Origin of the sequence: Nonomuraea sp. NPDC050643 (genome assembly GCF_040654715.1) — a bacterium.
In the GTDB taxonomy this organism is placed as follows: Bacteria; Actinomycetota; Actinomycetes; order Streptosporangiales; family Streptosporangiaceae; genus Nonomuraea.
In genome coordinates this window covers 40604-62504 of record NZ_JBFAIM010000041.1, presented here as the reverse complement: position 1 = coordinate 62504, position 21901 = coordinate 40604, and the positions used below count along the sequence as shown (strand labels likewise).

At 68.2% G+C, this 21901-nt stretch carries 20 protein-coding genes and 1 tRNA gene; 4 read left to right on the top strand and 17 right to left on the bottom strand.

The annotated features are described in order from the left end of the window. Window positions 1-33: 33 nt before the first annotated feature. Both AB0I15_RS40570 and AB0I15_RS40565 read right to left on the bottom strand, forming a co-directional pair. Window positions 34-600 carry a dihydrofolate reductase family protein gene (locus AB0I15_RS40570; protein WP_358108245.1) on the bottom strand — a complete coding sequence of 189 codons (567 nt, stop codon included), beginning with the start codon at window positions 598-600 and terminating at the stop codon, window positions 34-36. A 30-nt stretch (window positions 601-630) separates the two neighbouring features. Further along, window positions 631-1596, bottom strand: coding sequence for a phosphotransferase (locus AB0I15_RS40565; protein WP_358108242.1), 966 nt, complete (start codon window positions 1594-1596; stop codon window positions 631-633). Between the two features lie 83 nt (window positions 1597-1679). Here AB0I15_RS40565 and AB0I15_RS40560 point away from each other — a divergent pair, with 83 nt between their 5' ends. After that, complete coding sequence (locus tag AB0I15_RS40560; RefSeq protein ID WP_358108239.1) at window positions 1680-2567, top strand: LLM class flavin-dependent oxidoreductase; 888 nt, start codon at window positions 1680-1682, stop codon at window positions 2565-2567. A gap of 12 nt (window positions 2568-2579) precedes the next feature. Here the strand turns inward: AB0I15_RS40560 and AB0I15_RS40555 are convergent, their stop codons facing one another. Continuing rightward, window positions 2580-4136 (bottom strand): sulfatase, encoded by a 1557-nt coding sequence (locus tag AB0I15_RS40555; RefSeq protein WP_358108236.1) that lies wholly within the window; start codon window positions 4134-4136, stop codon window positions 2580-2582. Window positions 4137-4523: 387 nt separating this feature from the next. Next, window positions 4524-5387: an alpha/beta hydrolase gene (locus AB0I15_RS40550; protein ID WP_358108233.1), complete on the bottom strand. Its 864-nt coding sequence runs from the start codon at window positions 5385-5387 to the stop codon at window positions 4524-4526. Window positions 5388-5434: 47 nt separating this feature from the next. On the opposite strand from AB0I15_RS40550, the gene AB0I15_RS40545 reads away from it, so the two are divergent. Next, on the top strand, window positions 5435-5581 hold the full coding sequence (locus AB0I15_RS40545; RefSeq protein ID WP_358108229.1) for a hypothetical protein: 147 nt from the start codon (window positions 5435-5437) through the stop codon (window positions 5579-5581). A gap of 368 nt (window positions 5582-5949) precedes the next feature. On the opposite strand, the gene AB0I15_RS40540 is transcribed toward AB0I15_RS40545, so the two are convergent. The 7 genes from AB0I15_RS40540 to AB0I15_RS40510 all read right to left on the bottom strand — a co-directional run bounded on the left by AB0I15_RS40540 (window position 5950) and on the right by AB0I15_RS40510 (window position 13843). Further along, window positions 5950-6363: a hypothetical protein gene (locus AB0I15_RS40540; protein ID WP_358108226.1), complete on the bottom strand. Its 414-nt coding sequence runs from the start codon at window positions 6361-6363 to the stop codon at window positions 5950-5952. Window positions 6364-6698: 335 nt separating this feature from the next. Further along, the gene (locus AB0I15_RS40535) at window positions 6699-7406 is read right to left on the bottom strand and encodes a vWA domain-containing protein (RefSeq protein WP_358108223.1); all 708 of its coding nucleotides are present in this window, start codon (window positions 7404-7406) and stop codon (window positions 6699-6701) included. Further along, complete coding sequence (locus AB0I15_RS40530; protein WP_358108220.1) at window positions 7403-8284, bottom strand: serine/threonine protein kinase; 882 nt, start codon at window positions 8282-8284, stop codon at window positions 7403-7405. The genes AB0I15_RS40535 and AB0I15_RS40530 overlap by 4 nt, the downstream gene beginning before the upstream one ends. Before the next feature lie 68 nt (window positions 8285-8352). After that, window positions 8353-9384, bottom strand: coding sequence for a hypothetical protein (locus AB0I15_RS40525; protein WP_358108218.1), 1032 nt, complete (start codon window positions 9382-9384; stop codon window positions 8353-8355). After that, a complete protein-coding gene (locus AB0I15_RS40520) occupies window positions 9381-10361 on the bottom strand; it encodes a hypothetical protein (RefSeq protein ID WP_358108215.1) in 981 nt (326 codons plus the stop codon). The genes AB0I15_RS40525 and AB0I15_RS40520 overlap by 4 nt, the downstream gene beginning before the upstream one ends. A gap of 1 nt (window position 10362) precedes the next feature. Further along, on the bottom strand, window positions 10363-12582 hold the full coding sequence (locus AB0I15_RS40515) for a hypothetical protein (RefSeq protein ID WP_358108212.1): 2220 nt from the start codon (window positions 12580-12582) through the stop codon (window positions 10363-10365). Window positions 12583-12598: 16 nt separating this feature from the next. Then, window positions 12599-13843, bottom strand: a complete 1245-nt coding sequence (locus tag AB0I15_RS40510) for an AfsR/SARP family transcriptional regulator (protein WP_358108209.1) — start codon at window positions 13841-13843, stop codon at window positions 12599-12601. Window positions 13844-14008: 165 nt separating this feature from the next. Here AB0I15_RS40510 and AB0I15_RS40505 point away from each other — a divergent pair, with 165 nt between their 5' ends. After that, complete coding sequence (locus AB0I15_RS40505; RefSeq protein WP_358108206.1) at window positions 14009-14224, top strand: DUF397 domain-containing protein; 216 nt, start codon at window positions 14009-14011, stop codon at window positions 14222-14224. 114 nt (window positions 14225-14338) lie between these two features. On the opposite strand, the gene AB0I15_RS40500 is transcribed toward AB0I15_RS40505, so the two are convergent. Further along, window positions 14339-15220 carry a helix-turn-helix transcriptional regulator gene (locus AB0I15_RS40500; protein ID WP_358108203.1) on the bottom strand — a complete coding sequence of 294 codons (882 nt, stop codon included), beginning with the start codon at window positions 15218-15220 and terminating at the stop codon, window positions 14339-14341. Between the two features lie 753 nt (window positions 15221-15973). On the opposite strand from AB0I15_RS40500, the gene AB0I15_RS40495 reads away from it, so the two are divergent. Next, the gene (locus tag AB0I15_RS40495) at window positions 15974-16945 is read left to right on the top strand and encodes a hypothetical protein (RefSeq protein WP_358108200.1); all 972 of its coding nucleotides are present in this window, start codon (window positions 15974-15976) and stop codon (window positions 16943-16945) included. Between the two features lie 261 nt (window positions 16946-17206). On the opposite strand, the gene AB0I15_RS40490 is transcribed toward AB0I15_RS40495, so the two are convergent. The 5 genes from AB0I15_RS40490 to AB0I15_RS40470 all read right to left on the bottom strand — a co-directional run bounded on the left by AB0I15_RS40490 (window position 17207) and on the right by AB0I15_RS40470 (window position 21850). Beyond that, window positions 17207-17280: transfer RNA gene (locus AB0I15_RS40490), tRNA-Thr, on the bottom strand. Between the two features lie 59 nt (window positions 17281-17339). Then, window positions 17340-18830, bottom strand: a complete 1491-nt coding sequence (locus AB0I15_RS40485) for an alpha/beta hydrolase (protein WP_358108197.1) — start codon at window positions 18828-18830, stop codon at window positions 17340-17342. A gap of 453 nt (window positions 18831-19283) precedes the next feature. Beyond that, window positions 19284-20120, bottom strand: coding sequence for a regulatory iron-sulfur-containing complex subunit RicT (ricT, locus tag AB0I15_RS40480; RefSeq protein ID WP_358108393.1), 837 nt, complete (start codon window positions 20118-20120; stop codon window positions 19284-19286). 117 nt (window positions 20121-20237) lie between these two features. Beyond that, a complete protein-coding gene (locus AB0I15_RS40475) occupies window positions 20238-21284 on the bottom strand; it encodes a permease-like cell division protein FtsX (RefSeq protein WP_358108194.1) in 1047 nt (348 codons plus the stop codon). Continuing rightward, window positions 21281-21850, bottom strand: a complete 570-nt coding sequence (locus tag AB0I15_RS40470; protein ID WP_358108191.1) for a SigE family RNA polymerase sigma factor — start codon at window positions 21848-21850, stop codon at window positions 21281-21283. Before AB0I15_RS40470 ends, AB0I15_RS40475 begins: the two co-directional genes overlap by 4 nt. Window positions 21851-21901: the final 51 nt, after the last annotated feature.

Genomic DNA, 21901 nt, shown 5'->3' with positions numbered 1-21901 from the left:
GGGCCTCCACGATACGGGGGATCACGCCGCCCGTCAGGCGTGCTTGACCTCGTACCGCAGATAGACGATGCCCGAGTCGAACGCCCTGCTCTCCAGCAGCTCCGTCCGGAACGAGGAGTCGAGCTCGGGGAAGAACGGCTTGCCGCGGCCGAGCACGAACGGATGGATGAAGATCCGGAACTCGTCCACCAGGCCGAGCCGCACCACGCTGTGCGCCAGCGTGGCCCCGCCCACTTCGAGGATGCCGCCGTCCTGCTCCTTGAGCCTGGTGACCTCCTCCTTGAGGTCGCCGGTCATGAGCGTGCTGTTCCAGCCGACCTCGGTGAGCGTCTTGGAGAAGACGTATTTCGGTGTTTCCCGCCAGATCCGGGCGAAGTCCACCTCGATCGCCGACGCGCCGGGCTGTTCGTCGGCCGTGGGCCAGTAGGCCGACATGTTCTCGTAGAGGTGCCGGCCGTACAGGGCGCCGCCGATGTCGCGGGCCATGTCGTTGATGAAGGCGTGCACCTCGTCGTCGGGCCCTGACCAGCCGATGTCACCGCTGGGGGACTCCACGTAGCCGTCGAGGGTGACCATCATGCAGTAGAGGAGTTTGCGCATACCTGTAGGGACCTCCGTCACCGGTGAAACTCATCGCCGCCGTACGAAAGCAAGCGCTTCTTCCGTATGGTGCCTGGCGATCCCCGTCATGAACTCCCGATCGGGGAAGTCCCCGTCCAGCAGGCGCAGCGGCCCCGCGACGAGCGACAGATGGTGGGCGAGCCGGTAGAACGTCAGCCGCCGCTCGTCGAGCCCGTCGATGCGCAGGTGCTCGTAGTCGGCGCCGAAGCGGATGCCCAGGAAGACGTGCTCCCACTCGACGTCGAAGAACCTCGTGCCCTCGATGTCGATGAGCACCGGCTCGTCGCGCTCGTCCACGAGCACGTGATCGGGGCCGAGCTCGCCGTGGATGAGCGCGTGATCCGCCCGTTCGGTTATCGCGGCGAACAGCTCGTGGACGCGCTCGCCGAGCTCCTCCCTGACCTGGGCTATCCGCTCGACCCGGGAGGCGGCCTCGGCGAGGTCCTTCAGCGCGTGCCTGAGCACGACGTCGACGGCGCTCTGCCCGGTTTCGGCCACCGCTATCTCGCCGAGTTTCCGGGACCGGCACCCCGCCATCGCCCCCAGGCCCGCCGCCAGCCGGTCCAGCACCCGGCGACCGCCTTCGGGGTCTTCGGCCAGCCGCGCCTCCAGCGTCCCGCCCCGCACGTCCTCGATCACCGCGACGTCGGCCGGGTAGTGGGTGCCGCTCGTGTCGGCGTGGTAGAGGCGCGGGACGCGTACGCCGATCTCCTGGAGTTGTTCGTGGGCGGCTTGGAAGAGGCGCAGACCGGAGTTGTGCGAGGGGTCGTCCCAGAAGTTCTCGTCGTCGGCCCACGAGTAGACGACCACGCTCGCCCCGCGGTCGAACTCGAGCCGGTAGACGCCCTTCTTGCTGCCTCCCCTGAGCCGCTCCAGGTGGACGATGTCCCGCCTGTCCCCGAACACCTCTCGTACCAGGCCGGTCAACTGCTCCCGGCCGGCGAACCGCCGCGTTGCCATCCGTTCGCGTGTCACCGTGGACATGGTGGTCCTCTCCGGCTCTCGCGCACCACGGGTTTTCTTGACATCAACCAACCTTGAGGTTGCACCGTGGAGCCATGGGAACCTTCGAGATCGGCGTCATCCTGCCCGGGATCGCCGTACAGCGCCGGGACGGCCTCACGCTGGGGCAGGCCGCCGAGCACGCCGAGGAGGCCGGGCTGGACGGGATCTGGCACGGCGACCACCTGGCCGTCGGCGGGCCGACGCTGGACGCGCCGATCGCGCTGGCCGTCGCCGCCGCGGCCACCAGCCGGATCAGGATCGGCGTGAGCGTGTTCGTCCCGGCGATCCGGCCGCTCGTGTGGGCCGCCAAGCAGGTGGCGACGTTGCAGTACGTGTCGGGTGAGCGGCTCGTGCTCGGGGTGGGGTCCGGGGGCGGGGCCGCGCAGTGGGCGGCGGCCGGGGTCCCGTACGGCGAGCGCGGCCGGCGTACGGACACCGCGCTGGAGCTGCTGCCCAGGCTCCTGGCGGGCGAGCGGACCCCGTTGCCGAACGGGTCCGGGGAGGTGGAACTGGCGCCGGCCGTGGCGATGCCGCCGGTGTGGGTGGGCAACGCCTCGGCGGCGGCGATCAGGCGGGCCGCCCGGCTGGGCGACGGCTGGTTCCCCTCACTGATCACGCCCGCCGAGGTGGCCGCCGGCCGGGCCGAGCTCGCCGGGCAGGGCCGGCCCGAGCACGTGATCGCGATCGGCGGCACCGCCGCGCTGGGCGGTGGGCCGGGCCTGCCGTCGCGCTCGGAGATCGCCGCCGGCATCAGCGGGGCCTACGGACGGCCGCTGGAGGACGTCCTCGAGATCCCGCTCACCGGTCATCCGAAGGAGGCGGCGGAGCGGCTGACCGCGTACCGGGAGGCCGGGGCCCGGCACGCGGTCATCGGGATCGCGGGGGGTGACTGGCGGGCTCAGGTGGATCTGCTGGCCGAGGCCCGCGGCCTGATGCCCTGATCAGTAGCGGTTTCAGTCGAGCCGGGCGGCGCTCCAGCAGTCCACCGCGCCCGGACGGCCGCAACCTGCCAGCCGTTCGAGCACCGACTTCAGCTCCGCCGTCCTGGCGTTGCCGGGGTCGTTGGACTCCTGGCCGGGGTCGCTGACCGTGTTGTAGTACTCGGGCTTCGGATCGCCCTGATACTCGACGTACAGCTCGCCCGCCGTCCGGACGGCCGCGTAGGTGGGCGGCCCCGGGTTGCCCGCCTGCACGTCGTCGGCGTCGGGGTCGGGGGCGCCCGGCGCGGCGGGGTCCGGCTTGACGTGCTCGATCAGCGCCGCGTCCCGCCAGTCCGGGACCTTGTGCCCCTCGATGAGCGGCAGCAGGCTGCGCCCGTCGCGCTTGTCGCGGGCCGGGTGCTCGATGCCGGCCATGTCGAGGAACGTCGCGAACAGGTCCACGTTCTGCGCGATGGCGTCGGAGACGAGGTCACCGTGCCGCCCGGCCGCCGGGCGCTTGACCAGCAGCGGTACGCGGACGTCGTGGTCGTAGGCGGTGGACTTGCCGCGCAGGAGGCGGTGCTGGCCGAGGTGGAAGCCGTTGTCGCTGGTGAACACCACGTACGTGTTACGCCGTTCCTCCTCCGTCAGCGTGCCCATGACCCGCTCGACCATGTCGTCGACCGACTGCACCATGCGGATCCGGTCGCGGAAGTCCTTGCGCAGCTCCTTGACGAGCGCGGGACCGATCGGCGCCCGGCGTACCCAGGAGGGTTTGTCGGCCGTGTCCTCGTTGAAGGCGGGCAGCTTGGCCACGTCAATGGTGGTGCAGTCGGTCCCGCCGCAGTCGCCGTGCGGGAACTCTCCGGCCGGCCACTGGTTCTTCGGCCGGTCACGGCGTGCGGGCGGGAACCGCGGCTCCTTCTCGCCCGGCTTCACGCCCACCCGCGCGTGCGGCGCGAACGGAGAGACCTGAAGGAAGAACGGCTGACCGGGAGCGTACTGCCGGGAGCGCCCGATGAAGTCCGCGGCCCGCCGCCCGAGCTCGTCCACCAGGTACGTGCCGCCGCCGGGGTCGAGCGGCTTCGTGCCCTCCTCCTTGATGTAGCGGGTGAGCTGATACTTGAACTCGCTGTATCCGCCCCCGGCCGCCACGTGCCACTCGTCCCACCCGACCGGCACCTGGTAGTCGGTGCCCACCGGATATTCGTTGATGTACTTGCCCAGGTAGCCCGTGCGGTAGCCGGCCCGGTCGAGGGAGACGGCGTACGTACGTCCCTCGTGCGGCTGGAACGCCTGGTAGCCGCCGCCGTCGGAGCCCTTGTTCGTGGCCACGCCGGTGTTGTGCGGGAACTGGCCGGTGAACATGGAGGCCCGCGAGGGGCAGCAGAGCGAGTTGGAGACGTAGTAGTCGCTGAAGGTGGTGCCGTCCTTGGCCAGGGCGCTGACCGTGTCCATATAGGGGAGCAGGTCGGCTGACATGTCGTCGACGAGGAAGAAGATGATGTTCGGCCGCTTGGGCTGGGCGGTCACCGTACCGGCGCCGGCCTGCGACGTCATGGTCAGCGCCAGGACGACGGCTAACGCCACCGCCAAGCCTCTTCGGATGTTGCCGGTCACGGACATGACTGCCCCTTTGACAATGATGAGAGATCAGGGTTGCGCTGAACGACGCTAATGTCCGACGCGGCGGCCGATCAACCGGTCCCACCTCCGGACTTCCTGGCATGTTCCGGCTCCCGGCCAAGGAGGCGAGCGATAGCACGGCCGATCACCCGAAAACCCCTCTTCCACAGCCGAACCATCGACGGCACCCCCAGCGGAACCACCACCGCCAGCCGCCAACACCAGGACCGCACCGGCCTGATCCGCCGGCCCGTAGGCGCGGGTGCACCGTGGGTTGGCCGCCCCCTGACCTGAGCGGCGCCGCCCGACGCCCGTACCCGGGTCGGCGGACGGCACCTCGTGCACGACGTGTCAGCCCGCGACCCACTTACCGAGCCGCCTCAGAAAGGTCGTAGCCGTGGGCAGGTGATCCTCCTCGGCGAACAACACCGCCGCGTGAAAGGCATGCGGCATCCCCTCATAAACGTCGAGATCCACCGAAGTCCCCGCGGCCGAGGCGGCTTCGGCGAACCGGCGCACGTCTCCAAGCAGCACCTCGTCACCACCCACCGGAAGCAGGATCGGCGGCAGGCCGCCCAGATCGCCGTAGATGGGCGATTGGGGCGCCTGGTCAGGACGCGCTCCGGCGAGGTACTGGGTCCCGATCGACCCCATGATGGACGGATCGATCGAGTCCCGCCCACCGCCCGTACCCGGGTCGGCGGCGAAGTCGGTGACCGGCGAGACCGCCATGGCACCGGCGGGCATGGGATCGCCGGCCGCGGCGAGCACCAGCAGCGCCGACAGAATCAGCGTGCCACCGGCCGACTCCCCACCGAACAGGATCCGCCCGGCCGGCACCCCTTGCCGGAGCAGACTCCGGTACACGGCCACCACGTCCTCGATCGCGGCCGGGTAGGGGTGGGCGGGCGCCAGGCGGTAGTCCACGGCGAACACCGGCCGCCCGGTGGCCTGGGACAGGCGGTGGGCCATGATGCGTTCCATCGGCGGGTTGCTGAAGGAGAAGCCGCCGCCGTGCACGTAGACGGTGACGCCCGCGTCGAGGGAGAGGTGCCCGGCGGTGACCCAGGTGCCGGGGACGCCCCCGGTGTCCGGCAACACCGGTTCGAGGCCGGCGTCTCCGTCGAGCGCGGGCGGCTCGGAGAACACCTTGCCCATCTGCGTACGAACTGAGTCCGCTTCTTCCTGGGAGGCGGGAATGCTGGTGACGTTCATGAAGAGATCCCTTCGTGCATGATCGGGCATGCGAAAAGAAACCGCGAATGGACGCGGCGACGATTGATCGAAGACGGCAAATCGGCGCGCGTCATCGCCCGGACAGCGGAATGCCGCAAGCAGAAGGATTCGTCAGCCAGAACGACGTTGACGAGACGGTCGCCGGGGATGGCGCGCGGGCGCTGAGCGCTTAGGCGATACCTGTGACGTGTGAGTTCACGGCCATCATCCCCTTGGGTTTACGGTGCCGCCCACCCGCCACCGTCTTCCCGGTCGGCGTCACACGACACGCCGATCATTAGAAACGGCCTCCCACCCATTTGTCAAACCACCCACCACCACAACCCCCAACAAACGACCCCGAAGAACCCGCCCTTCCGGATCGAGAACGAAAAGGGGAAAGGCCAGTACGAACAGCGGTCCTGCCTGCCCCACAGGCTGTGCGGCACCCCGGAATGGAAATCTCCATGGGTCGAGGCGAGACCCTCACGTTCGGACCGCTCCTGACCTTCTGCTGATCGAGCATCAGGCTCCATGATCGCCCATGCCATCGTCACATCCGTCACGAGGGCGCGACCTCGATGAGTGTCGTCCGTCTCAACTCCTGTCCGCGCAAGGTGACGATCACCTCCTGGCCGCGGATCTCGTAGCGGTACAAACCGTTGCGTGCCAAGTAACCGTCAGGAGTCTCCTGCGCGGGCATGAGCAGGCCGGTGCCGGGGAGGCCGGTCACCTGACCGTAGTAGTACGGCTGTCCCAGGCGCGTGCGGCAGATGATGACGTCGTGTTTCCCCGTTGCGTAGCCGGCCACCAGGTCGGCGTCCTGGCCGTCCGGCATGAGCCGGGTGACGTGCACCGGGCATGTGGCGGCCGGGGTTACCGTGCCGAACTGCGGCATGGTCGAGGGCACAGGGCTTCTCGACGCGTTCAGCATCAAGGCTGTCGCTATGGCGTAGAGCAGAAAAAGGACGGCCATGACGGCGATCGCGACGAGGCAGCCCGTGGCGCCGCCGGTGGAGTGCCGACGGGGAGCCGGCTCCGATACCGGAGGCGGGAAAGGGGCGGGTCGCGGCGGCGGATGATAGGCATGGGGCGGAGGCGGCGGGTGGTGAGTCGTCGCCCATGACGCCGGTCCCCCTGGTCCCCATCCCGGCCTCGTTCCTGGTCCCGGCCCCCGTGGCGCGGCGAAGAAGAGGTCGGGCTGAGGACTCGCGACAAGGCTGCGTCGGGTGTCACAGCCTTGGCACGCGGCGTCGGCGGCGGCATTCCACACATCGCACAGGGAACACCGCCAATTCGGCCCCCGAACGGTCACAGGCTGTTCGCGATCGTGTCGATGATCTCGTCCAGCTCCAGCTCCTCCAGCCCATGTCCGGCGGTGGAGGGGAAGTGGAGAGTCATGTTCCATTCCTCGGTGATGTCGGTCCACGGGAAGGCGTCAGGCGCGAAGATCACGAGACGCTTGGCCGAGTTCTCCATGACGGCTGTCTGGCTCTTGGCGTAACCCCACTGCTCGAACAGGCCGTCCATGTCTTGAGGAAGGTGCTGTGGATAGGTGTGCGCGGAGACGGCCTGCGGCGAGCGCAGCGGATGCGCCGACGCGTCGGTGAACATCACGATCACGTGGCGGCGCCGGTCCAGCCCTCTTTCCCAGGGGGCGTCGATGGCCAGGGCCAGCGCCTCCAGGCCCGACTCCGGCTCGTCACCGCCGCCGGACGGGCGCAGCCGCCGGACAAAACCATCGAATTCGTCCGCCTGGTCAGGGAAGACCAGGAAGTCGGTCTCCTCGATGGCGTCCTCGGCGAAGTCGCCGAAGTCGCGGAATGCGATGACCTTGAGCCGGAGCCGGCTGATCTCCTTGCCTTTCTGGCGCATCACCATGCTCAACCGCTCGTGGAAGGTGAGGGCGCTCTTCTTGACCGTTTCCAGGACCGGAGCCATGCTCTCGGTCACATCGATGCAGAGGACGATGTCCACTGCGTACCGCAGGTTCCCTCGATACTCATCGACTGAGGTCATGGCTGGTTCTCCTTTGTTCGTACGCTGATTCGCACTCTTGAGCCCGGCGAGGTGGCGTATCGGGAGCGCAGCTCACACACCGCCGGATTCTTGAGCGTTTGCAGAAACGTCGCTATCCCCGGCCGGGCGCCGGGCGACCTGGCTGTCATCGCACCCAGCAGGCGCTTCATGGGCTCGTCCAGACGGTCGTCGACGCGTAGCGCCACCCCGGCGTTCACCGCGTCGGCCGGCGACCCGAATCGGTCGCCGAATCCCGGCAGCGTGCCGGTCAGGTAATGGTGGGCCAGTAGGCCGAGCGCGAAGATGTCGGCCCGGGTCGTCAGCCATTCCGGTCGCATCTCCTCGTCGCCCTGCACGTAACGCCGCCATTCAGGAGCTCCGTAGACCAGATCCCCCGCGATGTCCTCCGAGGCCGGTGGCCGACCGGACATGTAGGCGTCGTCGAAGTCGATAAGTTTGGCGGTGTAGAAGGCGCCTTGCCGCTTTTTGACGATCAGCACGTTTCCGGGTTTCAGGTCTCCGTGCACCATGTCGATGCTGTGCAGCAGGCCCAGACTGAAGGCCAGAGTGCGCAACAGCACGGCCTTCTCCCCAGGCGTGAGCGAGCGTGGCTGGGGCGTACGAACGGCGTCGATCCGCTCGGTCACCTTGTAGTAGGAGGCGCCGTCATGGAAGAAGTCGAAAGCCAGGACGAGGTTGCCGCCGCCGACCGCGTCGGGCCGCAGCCGAGCCATGATCGCTTGATGCCGGCGTTCGAACTCCTCGCACGCCTGCAGCCGCAACCGTACGCTCGCCGCAGACCCGCTCTTGGGCCGTTTCGGGTCCAGGAACCGTTTGATGAAGTACCGGCGCCGGTCGCGCTCGGCGAAGGCCCACACGCATCTCCCGCCGCCGCTGTTCGTCGGCTCGCTGACGATGCGGTATCCCCTGATGACGTCGCCGGACCTCATACCGGCTCCACCGCTGGAGGCATGAGCCGCTCATAGCTCGGCCGATACTCGTCCCAGGTACGCGTTCGCCACTGCCGGACCGCGGTGTCCTCGGCCGGCGGGTGGCTGGGCCGGTAGTGCGCCTCGATCTCCTGTGAGCGCCGCGCGAAGTGCGACCTCAGTTCCCCGAAGCCCGCGTACCCCAGAGCAGCGAGACTCAGCGAGGCGTCGTCCCCCGTGTATCCCGACACCTGCCGTGCCAGCCGCTCTGCCCATTCCCGCTCGTCCGCCGACGCCTGCAACGTGCTGAGCAGGTGCCACTCGAAATGGGCAGGAGTGTCGACGTAGCCGAAGAAGCCGTCGGTGGCGCAGAGCAGGACGCACGGCAACGGCAGGAGCAGGACGTGCACGTCGATCGTGAATTCCTGATCGGCGCAGATCACGTTCGTCATCGGCGGATCCTGCAGCAACTGCTCCAGGCAGTCGGTCTCGTTCGTGTGGTCTCTGGTGAGCGCCTGCAGACCTCCGCTGCGGCTCAGCGAGTACGCCCGGGAGTCGCCCACCCAGAAGACCTGACACTCGGCCTGCTCTCCGCTGAGCCGATAGTGCGCGGCGGCCATGGTCGTGGGAAGCCACCTGCGCATGCGGCTTATGATCTTGCTGGGTGCCGGTGCCGGCATGTCCGCCAACAGCTCCATCAGATGCGCACGCAGGGACTCCGCCGGGTCCGTCCGCGCCTTCCCCCTGAGGAACCACGACAGCACGCCGTACCTCACCAGCCGCGCGGCCACCCAGGCGCCGCTGCGGCGAGTTCCGTCGCGCAGTTCGCAAGCCGCTCCCGCCCCCGACCCGCCCAGCCCGTCGAAGACGCCCACGATCCCCTCGGCCGCTGAGACGCGGTGTGCGAACATCGGCTCGGCGTCCTCGCCTCGGCCATCGCACCGTTCCGTCCACACCCCGACGGCCAGCACGTCTTCGTCGTTGTAGTGCCAGATCGTTCCCGCGCCCGGCGGGTCGAGGGCGACGCCGTCGATCCGCGCCTCCGTCATTCGTCCGCGTCCTCGATCTTCGTCGCCCGCAGGCCGCGGACCCGGCTGGGACGATGACCGTTCCTCTCACCGCCGGACCTGTCGTGGCGGGGTTCGTCGTCCAGGGCCTGAGGGGACCCAAGCGTGCCACGCAGGCGGGTGGAGCGGATTCCGCCGAACGGTGACGAGGAGCCCCCGCTCATGCGATCGCGCAGGGCCCGCTCGGCCTGGAGCGACTCCCACGGCTCCCGTTCCGCCTCGGAGTGCTTGAGCATCGCCTGCCAGGCGGCGAGCAGTTCTTGACGTTCCTCACGCTCGGCGTGCGCGATCATGTCGTACGCCGCCCGTGGGCCCTCGCGCTCCATGATCTCGGCGATCAGTCCTTCGGCACCGTCCCTGCGCAGCATGCGCAGATGACGCTCCCTGCGCATCTCTATGAGCCGGGTCTCGCGCTCGATGTCGCGGTACGCCCGACCGCTCGCCAGGATCTCGCTGCTGTCGACCACCAGTTCGACGGTGACGTTTCGGAGCCGGAGCGCGGCGTCGCCGGTGAAGGTGCGCATCGACTCGGTCAGCGCGTCCTCGGCCAGGTGGAGCTCACCGATGTCGAAGTCCCGCGAGACCCGGCGCAGCATCCGCTGGATGGGCAGGTACAGGGCGCCACTGACGTCCACGATGCCGCGGAGCACTATCTCCGCGGGGTCCGCGACCCGGCAGTTCAGCCGTACCAGGCTCGGGAAGCCGAAGGCGGGGTCCCTGCTGAGCAGCGGCATGCTCAGGACCAGCCGGTGCTCGGTCACGTCCACCAGGTGAACGTGCCGGTAGGTGCCGTACCAAGCGTCCGGGATGGACTCACCGTGCCGGATCGTGAGCAACTCGCCCTTGCGGGGAGCCAGGACCAGTGCCATCCCTGGCGCGGGCGGGCGCAGGGGCTTACGTGGCAGGACGAGAGACAGATTGGTGCTCTTCGTGATCGGGTTGTAGGTGTACAGCTCCATGTCAGGTCCTTCCGTTCGAGTACGCGGGGCGGCCAAGCTCGGCGAGTATCCGCGCGGCGGGGTGATCGCGGCGCCTGGCGGCTTTGGCCCAGTCGTCAAGGTGGTACTGCAGCCGCTCCCGGTGCCTGCCCGACTGGGCGGCCACGGCGAGCACGAGGTCGCGGACGTTGCGGTAGGCGGTCCTGTCGCGGTCCGCGTGCTGGTCCAGGTATTCACGCAGAGTCTCGAGGGCCGGTTGCTGGACCGGCCTGCGGGTCAGGGCACGGGCCCAGAGTTCGATCACCTGCGACCGGTGCCCCTCCGCGTCGGCCAGCAGGAGCGGCAGCGAGGACGAATAGCCGGCCCGACCGAATGTCTCCCCTGCCGGTTGAGCGGCCACGAAGACGAAGGCCGACAGCGCCTTCGTCACCATCGGCGACGCATCCTGCGGCTCAGACCAGTCGAGCAGCGCCGGCAGCACCTCGGCGACACGCCCGTGCTCCATCAGGTAGAACAATGCCTGGCCGACCGGCAGTAGCGTGCCCCAGTCATCGCGATCCAACAGCACGCGCAGCGCCTCGACGGCACGTCGCGGCTGCGTCGCTCCCAGGTTGCCGCCGAGCACCGCGGCGGCCGTCAGTCCCTGTCTGCGCTGATCGGGGGTGTCCTTCTCCGTTACCCAGGCTTCGAGCAGGCCCCACACTGCCTCCGCCAGGTCGGGGTGGCCCCCCACGACGTCGAGGGCCGTGGCCGCGCTCTGGCGCAACACGACCGAGCTGTGCCGAGCCCATGGCCGCAGGTAGCGGTGCAGGGCGTGGTCGTAGTCGCTCCAGGCGATGACCCCGGCGGCCACGGACGCCCTGGCACGGACTCCGATGTCCGGGTGCGCGACCAGGCGGCGGATCCAGGCGAGGAGCGCCGACCGCTGGCCGTCCAGGTAGGTCCAGGCGTAGCCGAGCACGGCCTGCCGGACGAGTGGGTTGAGGTAGCGGACGCGCGGCGCCGCGTCATCCGGCGCCTTGCCGGAGCCCAATGAGAGGTGGATCCACGGGTGCTCGGAGCCGATCTGCTCCCGGAACCGCAGGTCGGGCGGCGCTTCGGCGGGCGGCGTGAGCAGGTCGTAGAGCTGTGCGGCGGCATCTGAGACGGTCAGGTAAGTGGCGTCGTCGAGCGTCGCAGCGGCCAACGCGAAACTCATGGTCTCGGGTTCCCGGTGCCGGCTGAACCAGTCATGGACCCGGCCAGTCGGATCACGCAGTTCCTTGATGCTGACCGCCAGATCCCTGCCCTCGCGGATCACGGTGGCCAGGTGCAGCGCCGTGCGAAGGCGGGTGTCCTCGCGCAGGAGTTCCAGCGCGCCCGCCTCGATGAGCCGGTGGCGCAGGTCGGTCGACTCCTCGGGCGTCGGCTCGTGGTCGTAGACGTGCCGCTCGATGAGGCGTATCGGGTCGAGCCCGCCCAGCTTGGTCAGGACCTGCCCGGTGCGCTTCGCCTCCATCAGCGCGCCGCGGGGCGGGCCGGTCACCAGGACCAAGTAGCTCTCCTGGTCGTTCAGGCAGGCCGTCATGTCGTCGATCCACTGCTCATCGATCAGGTGGGGGTTCAGGCCGGTGGCCGCGTCATCAAGGACGAGCAGGTAGCCGCTGTTCCGCTCGGGCGGCTTCCATTGCGCGTCCTGTAGCGCCGACGCGTCCAGCACCTCGTAGTAGTCGCCTTCCGCTTGCCTTCCCACCGCCTTGACCAGCAGATTCACGCCTGTGGCCTTTCGTCCTCCGGGTGGGAGCGCCAAAATCAGCAGCCGGCGTTCGATGAGGATCCGCAATGCCTCGTCGAAGCGGGGCAGCGGAAGGTGACCCACCGTCCAGCGGGCGAGCCGCCGGGCGGTGATCTTCGCCGTCGAGCGTCCGGTACGGCGGCCGCCATCGCCGAAGTTCAGTCCGCCGCCGAAGCTGACCGAGTCGTTGAACAGCGCCACCGTTCCGATCCGCATGCCGAACGGGTCGTCGTTCAGCCGTTCCATGACACTGGCCGCGATCGCGGCCGCCTGCGCTGCCTCCGCGCGACTCGCCTCGTCCTCGCCCTCACCTCTGCGGTGGAGCGCCCGCAGCGCCTCCTCTTCGCTGAGCGGCGCATCATCGTTCTTGTCCTGGCGGGCCTGCGGAGGTTGCTCTGCTTCTGTCCCTCCCGCCGCCGCCCCATCGCTTGTCTCCTTGACCGGAGGATCGTCGACTGGCTGGCTCATGCTTCGGCCTCCGCTCTCACGAGATGTTGAAGTCGCCCGAGAAGTGCACGGGCGCGTGGTAGACGCTGGCGTTCTTGATCGTGTTGGCGACGATCGACGACGATCCGGCTTTCGTCCGCGACGTCTGCCCGACCAGGCGCTCGACGCTTTCCAGGAAGGCCCGGTCGCGGTCGAGGTGCACGATGAGCACGCGCTCCAAGGCCGCGACGGCCGCCGCGTCGACGGGGTCGGCTTCGACTCCGGCGAGCGCCCCCGCCGCGGCCGCGTCCCCGGCGAACCGGACGCGGATCATCTCCAGCAGTTCGACGGAATGGCCGGCCCAGGAGAGCTCGGCCCAAGAATCCCCAGCATGGGGAATTCCTCCTTGGACGGCGCCGGTTGCCTCAGCCGGACCGGCCGTACGTGCCATCCCGCCGCCTTTGACGGCCTCGGCCACGAGGCGGACGGCGTCTTTCCCGATCTCTGCGGCTGATCGCATGTTCTCTCCAGAAGAGTCGATGGTGTAGGAGGCTGCTCCCGGTTCGAGGCCGGGATCCTGGTGGAGAATCCGCTCCCGCAGTTCCTGGACCCGCAGGCTGAGGTCGGCCCCCAGCTCGTTCATGAGCCTGCGCCGCAGTTCCTCGCACGCGGCCAGGGCTTCTGACGACCGGCCGACGCGATGGAGCGCCAACATCAACAGCCGCGTCGCCTCCTCGTCCAGCGGCCGGGTCTCGACGAGGTCCTGGAGCTCGGGCACCAGATGGGTGTGGCGTCCGAGTCGCAGCTCGGCCTCCAGGCACTCGATGACCACGGCGCGGTGCTCCTCCAGCAGCCTGGTCCGCGCATTGGCCGCACCGGGGCCGGGAAGCCCACTGAGCGGCTCACCTGGCCGCAGACCGTCTCCGCCCCACTGCCGCAGGCCATCCCGCAACATCTGTACGGCCCGCGCATCGTTGTTGTGCAGCAGCGGCCGCGCCTCTCTGACGAGGTCATGGAACCGATGCACGTCGACCTGCTCCCTCTCGGCCACCACCAGATAGCCGATCTCGTGCGTGGGCAGCACGGGAGATCCCGCGGGGGTCGTGCCGAGTCGGCTGCGCAGATCGCTGGCGTACTGCGCGAGGACCGGGCGGGCGCTGCTGATCGGCTTTTCGCCCCAGATCCTGTCGATGAGCTGCTCAATGGTGACCGGCTGGCAGTCGGCGAGCAGCAGGAGGGCCAGCAACAGTCGCTGCTGCTTGCTTCCGAGGGCAATCTGACGGTCAGCCTCGTAAGCCCTCATCCCACTGAGCAGTTGATATCGCATGGCCATTCTCTCCGCTTCGGGAATTTTTATGACGAACCTCTGGCCGGCCTCTGATCAGTCCACTCATCCAGTCTCTGACTCGCTAATCAATCCTTAATTCCAGCGGGAGGCACAAAGCTTCCCCGAGAAAAGGAGAATGAAATGAACGAGGCCAAGCGAAATGAGTGGGCGGACGCCGCATGGTTCAAGGCCACCTTCAGCGACCACGGCGGCGGTTGCGTCGAGGTCGCCTTCGGCAAGAACTGGGTCGGGGTCCGCGACTCGAAGGACCCGATGGGGCCGACGCTCCGCTTCAGCGCCGCAGAGTGGAACGCGTTCCTCTCCGGCGTGTACGCCGGCGAGTTCGACCTGATGTAGTGCGCGTTCGCCCCTAGGGGAGGCGCCGCGGTGCACGGACCGCGGCGCCTCCCCCGGCTACGGGGTGGGTTCCGGACCTCCCCACCCCGAGACCGGACGGGCGCGCATGGCGGGTCATCGGGCCATGACACGAATATCGGCGCTCAGCTTCGCGAGGAATTCCCGCGCCGCGTCGCCGTAAATCGCCATCGCGGTCAGCGTCGACCATTGCCGATGGTATGTCGCAATGTCGTCCGCATCGCGAACGGTCAACCTCATGTGCGTAACCTCTACTTCCACGAAACTGTCACCCGCGCTGCCGTCACTTTCGTAGAGCGTGAATCCATGCGGGGGGCAGACCACGGCTTCCTCGTCCTGCGGTATCAGCCCGATGCGGACGTTCTCCAGAGTGCTCAGCGATGCGATGCGGTCCAACTGGGCCAGCAGGAGACGGACCGGCCCCGGCCGGAGCCGCAATGCCGCCTCCGTGATCAGGAACTCGAAGGTGCGGCTCTCGTCGTACAGCGCGAGTTGGCGTTGCAACCGCGCCGCGACCACCATGGGCAGGTCGCCCTCCGAGTAGGGCGGGTCGAACAGCGAGAAGACACGACGGGCATACTCCGCGGTCTGTAACAGCCCAGGGACGATTGCCGGCTGAAACACCCGCAGCATCCGCGCCTGATCCTCCTGCTCCCGGATCTCGTCCTGCAGATGCGTCTGCCGCTGCAGGGCCGCCCGCCAGGTGTGCATCTCGGTGAAGGCGGCCTCGGTCAGATCGGCGAGAAGCTCCCGCGCCGGAGTCGGCGCCTCCACTGCTTCACTCCATGCCGTCACCTCGGGCAGCGAGGGAACCACGCTGCCGCTCTCGATGCGCGAGACCTTGGATTGACTGATGCCGATGCGGTGAGCGAGATCCCGCCCGGAGATGCCGGCAAGGTCACGCAGACGCCGCAGCTCCGCCGCCAGTCGCTGGCGCTTGGTGCGATGCCTCCCCACCTCATCTGCGAGGTCTTCCATCTGTCCCCGATCCTGTGGACCCGACTAGATCGAGTCACTTTGAACCATTTTGATTCAGTGCGATAGGGCACTTAAGCATGATGAGTCACCTCTATTCAAGGTGCCATAGTGGTTCGGCATAGGTCTCCAACCCATATTTCACCGCTTGCCTGCCTGTTTCCCCAATGTCCCTATTTGTAGTGATTCGCTCAGATTCGCGCGATTCTGCATGCAGTGCCGCTGCTTGCGCCTCCAGAGCCGCCTCACCACCGGCACCGTTGGGGGCCGCAGCCCCCCTGAGCCACACGCTCCAGCAGTCCCCCGCCAACCTCGGCAGGTGCTGCCAGCCAGCGCGAACCGCTCTGATCGCCTGCATTGTGGCGCCCGTCCGCGGATGGGGCTTCTGGGACGGAGGCGCGGTCACCGATCATGCGGCAGCGGTGAGCAAGGCGTCCACCCCTCCCCACGGCTCCGGACGATCCCGGACCGAATGCCTCTCCTCCGGCATCTGACTCCGTCCGCCCTTATCCGCCTTTGTCCGCCCTTGTCCTCCCCCGTCCGACCTCATCCCGCCTTCGCCGCGATCTTCGCCGGTCCCCTTGTCTCCGAACTTGTCCGGATTCGTCCGGACCGTCGAAGAGAGACTGGCCGCTTCGATGCACCTGACCCTGAGTGGCGACTCAGTCGTCACCGATTCGACATGAGGCTGAATATGCGATCTGCGCCAGACTGGTCGCCAAATGATGCCAATATGACCTCCATCACACGCATATCTTGAAGATCACTCATTTCCGGCTTGGGGCGATGGCTGAACAACCTCGCGATGCGGCACTCTGCACATTGGTCGACCAGTTGAATGAGCTGGTCACACTGGCAGGATCACCCTCGCTGTCCGACCTGCGAAAATTCTCGCGAAGCAGCAGTAGGGAGCTGGCGGAAAGCACCACACATGACATTCTGGCCGGTAAACGTAAGCGTGCACCGGAATGGCCGTGGGTGTTCTCCTTCGTCACCGCCTGTCGCACGGCTGCTGAGCAGACCGGCTTGGACGTACAGCCTCTTGGCGACATCAAGGCCTGGCACCACCTGTGGCGCGCAGCTCGCGACAACCAGCCCAATTCCGTCATCGCGCCTCCCCCATCCAGCGACGAGCACGAGGAGGCTCCGACATCGCCATCAAGGGAGTACCTGCTCCGGGTCTTCGGCAGATGTGGCATCCGCGTGCTGTTCGCCAGCGACCCCCGCAACGCCCAAGACTGCATGCGCCTGGCCGTCATCGCGCTGCTCCGCGACTGGCCCGAGGACGCCCGCTCCTGGCTGCACCGCGCCCATGACGCCGGCCACCCTCAGGCCGCCGAGCTACTCGAGCACCCCCAGCACCGGCCGCTGGCCGCCCACCTCGCTTATCAGTTCGGCCGAGACTTTCAGCAACAGCGCCCCGGCCATCTGAGCATGGCCATGTTCTTCTACCGCTTGGCCGGCGACAGCGGCCATGTGGAGGCCGCGTACCAACTCGGACTGGCGCACCGCAGCAGAGGCGAACCCTGGGTGGCGGCCAGTTGGTTCAGTCGCGCCGCCCTGGACGGCCACCCCGCCGCCATCGCCGAATTCGCCGACGCCTCCGACCAGTTCACCCACAGCCCATGGCAGGCGACCGAGAACCCTTCTCACAACTGGCTCCAAGCCTCAGACCGCCACGAACCCTCACCCGAACGGACGGCGACCACACCAGACGATTCAACGTAGCGCGTCACGATCAAGGGCTCCGTGGGCGTGGCGCAGGGCAAGCGCATCGAAGCCGGCACGAAGAACGACAAGTCTCGTGCCGTCAGCACCGAACAAGCCACAGCGACCGTACTTCGCGAGCGCCAGAATGCCCAATGAGCCCACGTGGGCGGCTCCTGGAAAGGCATCGACGACGCGGCGTTCACCACCTTTTGGGGCGGCCCGACATACCCCAAGTGCGCAAAAGACCCCCGCGATCACCGCGGGGGTCTTTGAGCTGGGAGCCGCCTTGGGGATTCGAACCCCAGACCCCTTCATTACGAGTGAAGTGCTCTGGCCGACTGAGCTAAGGCGGCTTGCTGTGCAGCAGCTTGAAAGAGTCTACAGGAGTTCAAGGGGTTCTCGCTCCCATCGATCATCCGACGCCCGGACAGACCGCCCCGTCCTCCGGCACCGCCCCCGTCACCAGATATCGCTCCACCACCTCATCCACACACCCCGACCCGTTGAAGTACGCGGTGTGGCCATCACCCTCGAACCCCAGCAGCACCCCCGACTCCAACTCCCCCGCCAGCGCCCGCGCCCACCTGTACGGCGTCGCCGGGTCCCGCTTCGTGCCGATGACCAGAATGGGAGGGGCGCCCTTGGCGGTCAGGGGCCGGGGGTTGAAGGTCGCCGGGACGGGCCAGTACGCGCAGGGCAGGGATGACCACATGATGTACGGCCCGAACCTGGGCGCCCGAGCCGACGCCGCCGACGCCGCCTTCCCGTACGCGACCGGATAGGTGCCGTCCACGCAGCCGATGGCCATGTTGGCCTCGGTCTGGTTGGAGTAGGTGCCATCGTCGTTCCGCCCGGTGAGCTGGTCGGCGTTGTGCAGCAGTAGGCTGCCGTCACCACGGAAGGCCCGCCGAAGGGTTTCGGTCAGCTCGGGCCAGGAGTCGCGAGAGTAAAGCGGCGTCAGCAACCCCAAGGTCGCCAACGACTGCGTCACCTCCCGCACACCCCCAACCCCCCACAAACCGTCCACGGCATCCCGCACGCCATCCCCACCCGCCAATACGCCGCCGCCACCCTCCCGCACGCCACCCCCGGCCCCCCGAACGTCGTCCCCACCCTTCAATTCGCCACCGTCACCCTCCCCCACACCACCCCCAGCACCCCGAACGCCATCCCCACCCCCCGATACGCCGTCCCCAACCCCTCGCGCGCCCCCGTCCCCCCGCAAAGGCCGTTCGTCCGTACGCCGCAGGAGGTCGCTCACCTCCGCCATGGCACCCTCGACATCCCGGCTCTTGAACGGGCAACCCCCTTCCATGAAGCACTGCCCGACGTACGCGCGCAGCGCCCGCTCGAAACCCACAGCCTGATCCACGTTGAGGCGCGCCCGCGAGACCGCCGGATCGAGAGCCCCATCGAGTACGAGAGCCCGCACCCGCCCAGGGAACAGATCCGCGTAAACCGCCCCCAGAAACGTCCCGTACGACTTCCCCAGATAGGTCAGCCTCTGATCCCCCAGCCCCTGCCGCAACAACTCCAGATCCCGCGCCACATCAACCGTCCCCAAGTACGGCAGCAACCGCCCAGAACGCCCCCGGCACCCCTCCGCGAACCCCCTCGCCCCCGCCTCCAGATCCGCCCGTTCCTCGGCCGAGTCAGGGCTGGCGTCCAGCGCCACGAAATCCTCGAGCTCCTGGTCACTCAAGCACTCAACCGGCGCCGACCCTCCGACCCCACGTGGATCGAACCCCACGATGTCGAACCGTTCACGTATCTCCTCACCCAGCATGACCCGAGCCGCCCTGGCGTACTCCACGCCCGAAATGCCCGGCCCACCCGGGTTCACCACCAGCGACCCGATCCGCCCCTCACCCGAGGCAGGCAGCCGGATCACCGCAAGCTCCACCTGCTCCCCGCCGGGCACCCGATGATCCAACGGCACCCGCAACGTCGCACACTCGAACCCATCACCACAATCCGTCCAGCCCAGCCCCCGAGCCGCCACCCCACCAACCGTCGCCCCACCGCCCGTCATCTCACCGACCGCGCCCCCACCACCCACCACCCCGCCAACCGTCGCCCCATCATCCGCGCCCCCACCGTCTACCGTCCCATCACCCGTCCCCCTGCCACCCATCCCGCCGCTACCGGCTCCGCTGCCAACAGCCCCCCACCCGGCCGACACCCCACCGACCCCAGCCCCACCGACCGCCACCCCATCCGCCGCCGAACCGTACTTCGGTCGGTCGGCGCAGGCGGAAGCGAGCACCATCGCCATCACCACGGCGACGGCACCCGCCCGACGGCACCCACCACGCGCCGCCACGGTCACCCGATCACCCCGACCCGGTGCCCGTCGTCAGACCGCCTCTCCCGGCTCACCCCCGTACGTCGAGTCGTACGCCTTCCGCGGCCCGCACACGCTCGCCTTCGAGCACGAGCACCGCCGCCCGCCATCGTTGAGCCGCACGACCACGGAGTCGGACGGCACATTGTGCCCCACCACGGTCCCGGCCCCCTGAGGGGTCTCCACGCCGGCCCCCACCCGGGGAGCCGAGGCCCGGAACTCCTGGTAGAGCGGATGCTCGTATTTCAGGCAGCACATGAGCCGCCCGCACGCGCCCGCGATCCGCAACGGGTTGACCGGCAGGTCCTGGTCCTTGGCCATGCGGACCGAGACCGGCTCGAAATCCTTCAGGAACGTGGCACAGCACAGGTCGCGCCCGCAGGGGCCGATGCCGCCCTGGAGCCGTGCCTCGTCCCTTGGCCCGATCTGCCGCAACTCGACCCTGGCCCGCAGGTTGCGGGCCAGGTCGCGCACCAAAGCGCGGAAGTCCACCCGGTGCGGCGCCGAGAAGTAGACCGTATAGACGTTGTCCTGGTCGAGGTAGTCGATCCCGACGACCTTCATCGGCAACGTGTGTCGTTTGATCAATCGTTTGGACACGCTCCGGGCCTCGGCCCGGCGGCGCTTGTTGGATTCGTCACGGGTGAGGTGTTCCTCCCCCGCCGGCCCCGCGCACACCGGGAGTCCGTCGATGTCCTCGCTCGTATATTGCGGCGCCCACACGCACTCCGCCACCTCCGGACCTGAGTCCGTCGGCACGAGCACCTTGTCGCCCACCTTCGGGCTGTGCTCGCCGGGATCGAGGTAGTAAAGCCTCCCGTAACGGGTGAAGCTCACGGCCATGATCATTCCCATGGGCTCGAGCTCGCCTCCTGACGGCCTAGGGGGTTACGTACGGCCTTCGTTGCCAGATTACGTGTGTCCATACGCCGTAGGTCAGGAGTGGTCGCGCGGATCTTCGCCCGATCACTTGGCGGTAGGGCACACCTTGCTCTCCGGCAGCATCAGCCCGAAGTCCTCCAACAGCATCGACCGGTCAGCCAAGCATCTGTGGTTGAAGACCTGGGCCACTCCCGTTTGATCCCTCAGCTCCTTGGCGAGGGCCTCCGGCGCGGCATCCTGTTTCAGCTTGATCCTGAACGCTTCCGGCATGTCGTCCACCGTGGCCGCCTGGAGGAGCGACTTGTTGTTCTTGTAGGAGTCCTGGAAGTTCCGGTAGGCCGTCTCCTGGTCCTCGAAGACGTAGTGGTCGACCTCGGGCGTCCGCTTGATCAGCGCTTCGATCGCCGCCCTTTCGTCGTCCGTCGCCTCCGCGCCCTCTCTGGTGGCCTTGATGTCGCCGTTCTTCGTCCGGGTCTGCTCGCCCCCGCACGCCGGCAACGTCGTGCCCTTCTGGCACACGAAGGCGCTGAGGTGCCACTCGCCCATGGTCTTCTGAGCGGCGGCGTAGGAGGTGAGGTTCACGACGTTCAGGACACCGGCCGGCTTCCCGAACGCCCTCTGCATCTCCTGCGGAGTGCCGCCCTTCCCCAGCTTCACCCGGAACGACGCAGGCACGTCGGTGCCCTTGACCGACTCCAGCACCGAATCGTTGTGCGCGAACGCGGCCCTGAAGTCTCGGTAGGCCTCCGCCTCGTTCACGAAGGTCACCGTCGTCACCTTCGGCAGTTCTCTGAGCATGCGCTCGATCGCCGTCATCTGCTCGGTCGTGGTGGGGCCCTTGCACCCCGTCTGCTTGGGGGCCGACTTCGCGCACAGGAAGACGGCCATCTCCGTCGTGTCGCCCGTGGCCGCCCCCGGGCTCGCCACGGTCGCCCGCTCCTCATCACCGCTGCCCAGCGCCACCGCGGCCGCCCCCGCGAGCAGCACGACCACCGGCACCGCCACCAGCCGGAGATCCATCCGGAACCACCGCCGCTCCGGAGCTCGCAGCGGCCGCAGCGCGCCGGTGTCGACCGTCGCCCCCGCCTCGGCCAGAGCCTCCCGCAGTCTGTCTTCCACCGGGCTGTTCATGAATTCTCCCCAAGCGCTCGGCCGAGGGCCGCCAGCCCCCGCGCGATCGTTGACCTGGCCGTGCTCGCGCTGACGCCCATCGTGTCGGCGATCTCCTGGTCGGCGAGATCGAAGTAGTAGCGCAGCGTCAGCGCCTCACGCTGCCTGCGGGGCAGGCCGCGCAGCGCGAGCAGGACCTCCCGCCGCTCCTCGCCCACCAACGCGGCACTCTCCGCCGACCAGACGGGCGGCTCGTACGGCACCGCCTTGCGGAACACCGTCGCCCGCCTGCGCAGCACCGACCGGCACCCGTTGAGCACGGCGGAGCGCACATAGGACAGCGCCCTGTCGGCATCACGCAGCCGGCCCCGGCCGGCGTGGGTGCGGGCGAAGGCGTCTTGCACGACGTCTTCCGCCGTGGCCTGGTCGCCGACCATGATGAGGGCCAGGCGCACCAGCCCCACATGGTGCTCGGCGAAGATCGATGCCACATCGACCCGCTGTCGAGCCAGGGCCTGTTGTTGGGAGAGCAGTTCGACTTCCACGTAACAGAGACGCTTGGGAGCCTCGTCTGCTGCTTGGGTCACACGGCTATCTTCCGCCGATCAGATCGGCGCCGTCGCCCGCCCTTGCCGGGG

Coding starts and splice junctions, on each gene's coding strand:
- AB0I15_RS40570 (WP_358108245.1), bottom strand. CDS start 600: ATGCGCAAACTCCTCTACTGCATGATGGTCACCCTCGACGGCTACGTG.
- AB0I15_RS40560 (WP_358108239.1), top strand. CDS start 1,680: ATGGGAACCTTCGAGATCGGCGTCATCCTGCCCGGGATCGCCGTACAG.
- AB0I15_RS40550 (WP_358108233.1), bottom strand. CDS start 5,387: ATGAACGTCACCAGCATTCCCGCCTCCCAGGAAGAAGCGGACTCAGTT.
- AB0I15_RS40545 (WP_358108229.1), top strand. CDS start 5,435: ATGGACGCGGCGACGATTGATCGAAGACGGCAAATCGGCGCGCGTCAT.
- AB0I15_RS40540 (WP_358108226.1), bottom strand. CDS start 6,363: ATGGCCGTCCTTTTTCTGCTCTACGCCATAGCGACAGCCTTGATGCTG.
- AB0I15_RS40535 (WP_358108223.1), bottom strand. CDS start 7,406: ATGACCTCAGTCGATGAGTATCGAGGGAACCTGCGGTACGCAGTGGAC.
- AB0I15_RS40525 (WP_358108218.1), bottom strand. CDS start 9,384: ATGACGGAGGCGCGGATCGACGGCGTCGCCCTCGACCCGCCGGGCGCG.
- AB0I15_RS40520 (WP_358108215.1), bottom strand. CDS start 10,361: ATGGAGCTGTACACCTACAACCCGATCACGAAGAGCACCAATCTGTCT.
- AB0I15_RS40515 (WP_358108212.1), bottom strand. CDS start 12,582: ATGAGCCAGCCAGTCGACGATCCTCCGGTCAAGGAGACAAGCGATGGG.
- AB0I15_RS40510 (WP_358108209.1), bottom strand. CDS start 13,843: ATGAGGGCTTACGAGGCTGACCGTCAGATTGCCCTCGGAAGCAAGCAG.
- AB0I15_RS40505 (WP_358108206.1), top strand. CDS start 14,009: ATGAACGAGGCCAAGCGAAATGAGTGGGCGGACGCCGCATGGTTCAAG.
- AB0I15_RS40500 (WP_358108203.1), bottom strand. CDS start 15,220: ATGGAAGACCTCGCAGATGAGGTGGGGAGGCATCGCACCAAGCGCCAG.
- ricT (WP_358108393.1), bottom strand. CDS start 20,120: ATGATCATGGCCGTGAGCTTCACCCGTTACGGGAGGCTTTACTACCTC.
- AB0I15_RS40475 (WP_358108194.1), bottom strand. CDS start 21,284: ATGAACAGCCCGGTGGAAGACAGACTGCGGGAGGCTCTGGCCGAGGCG.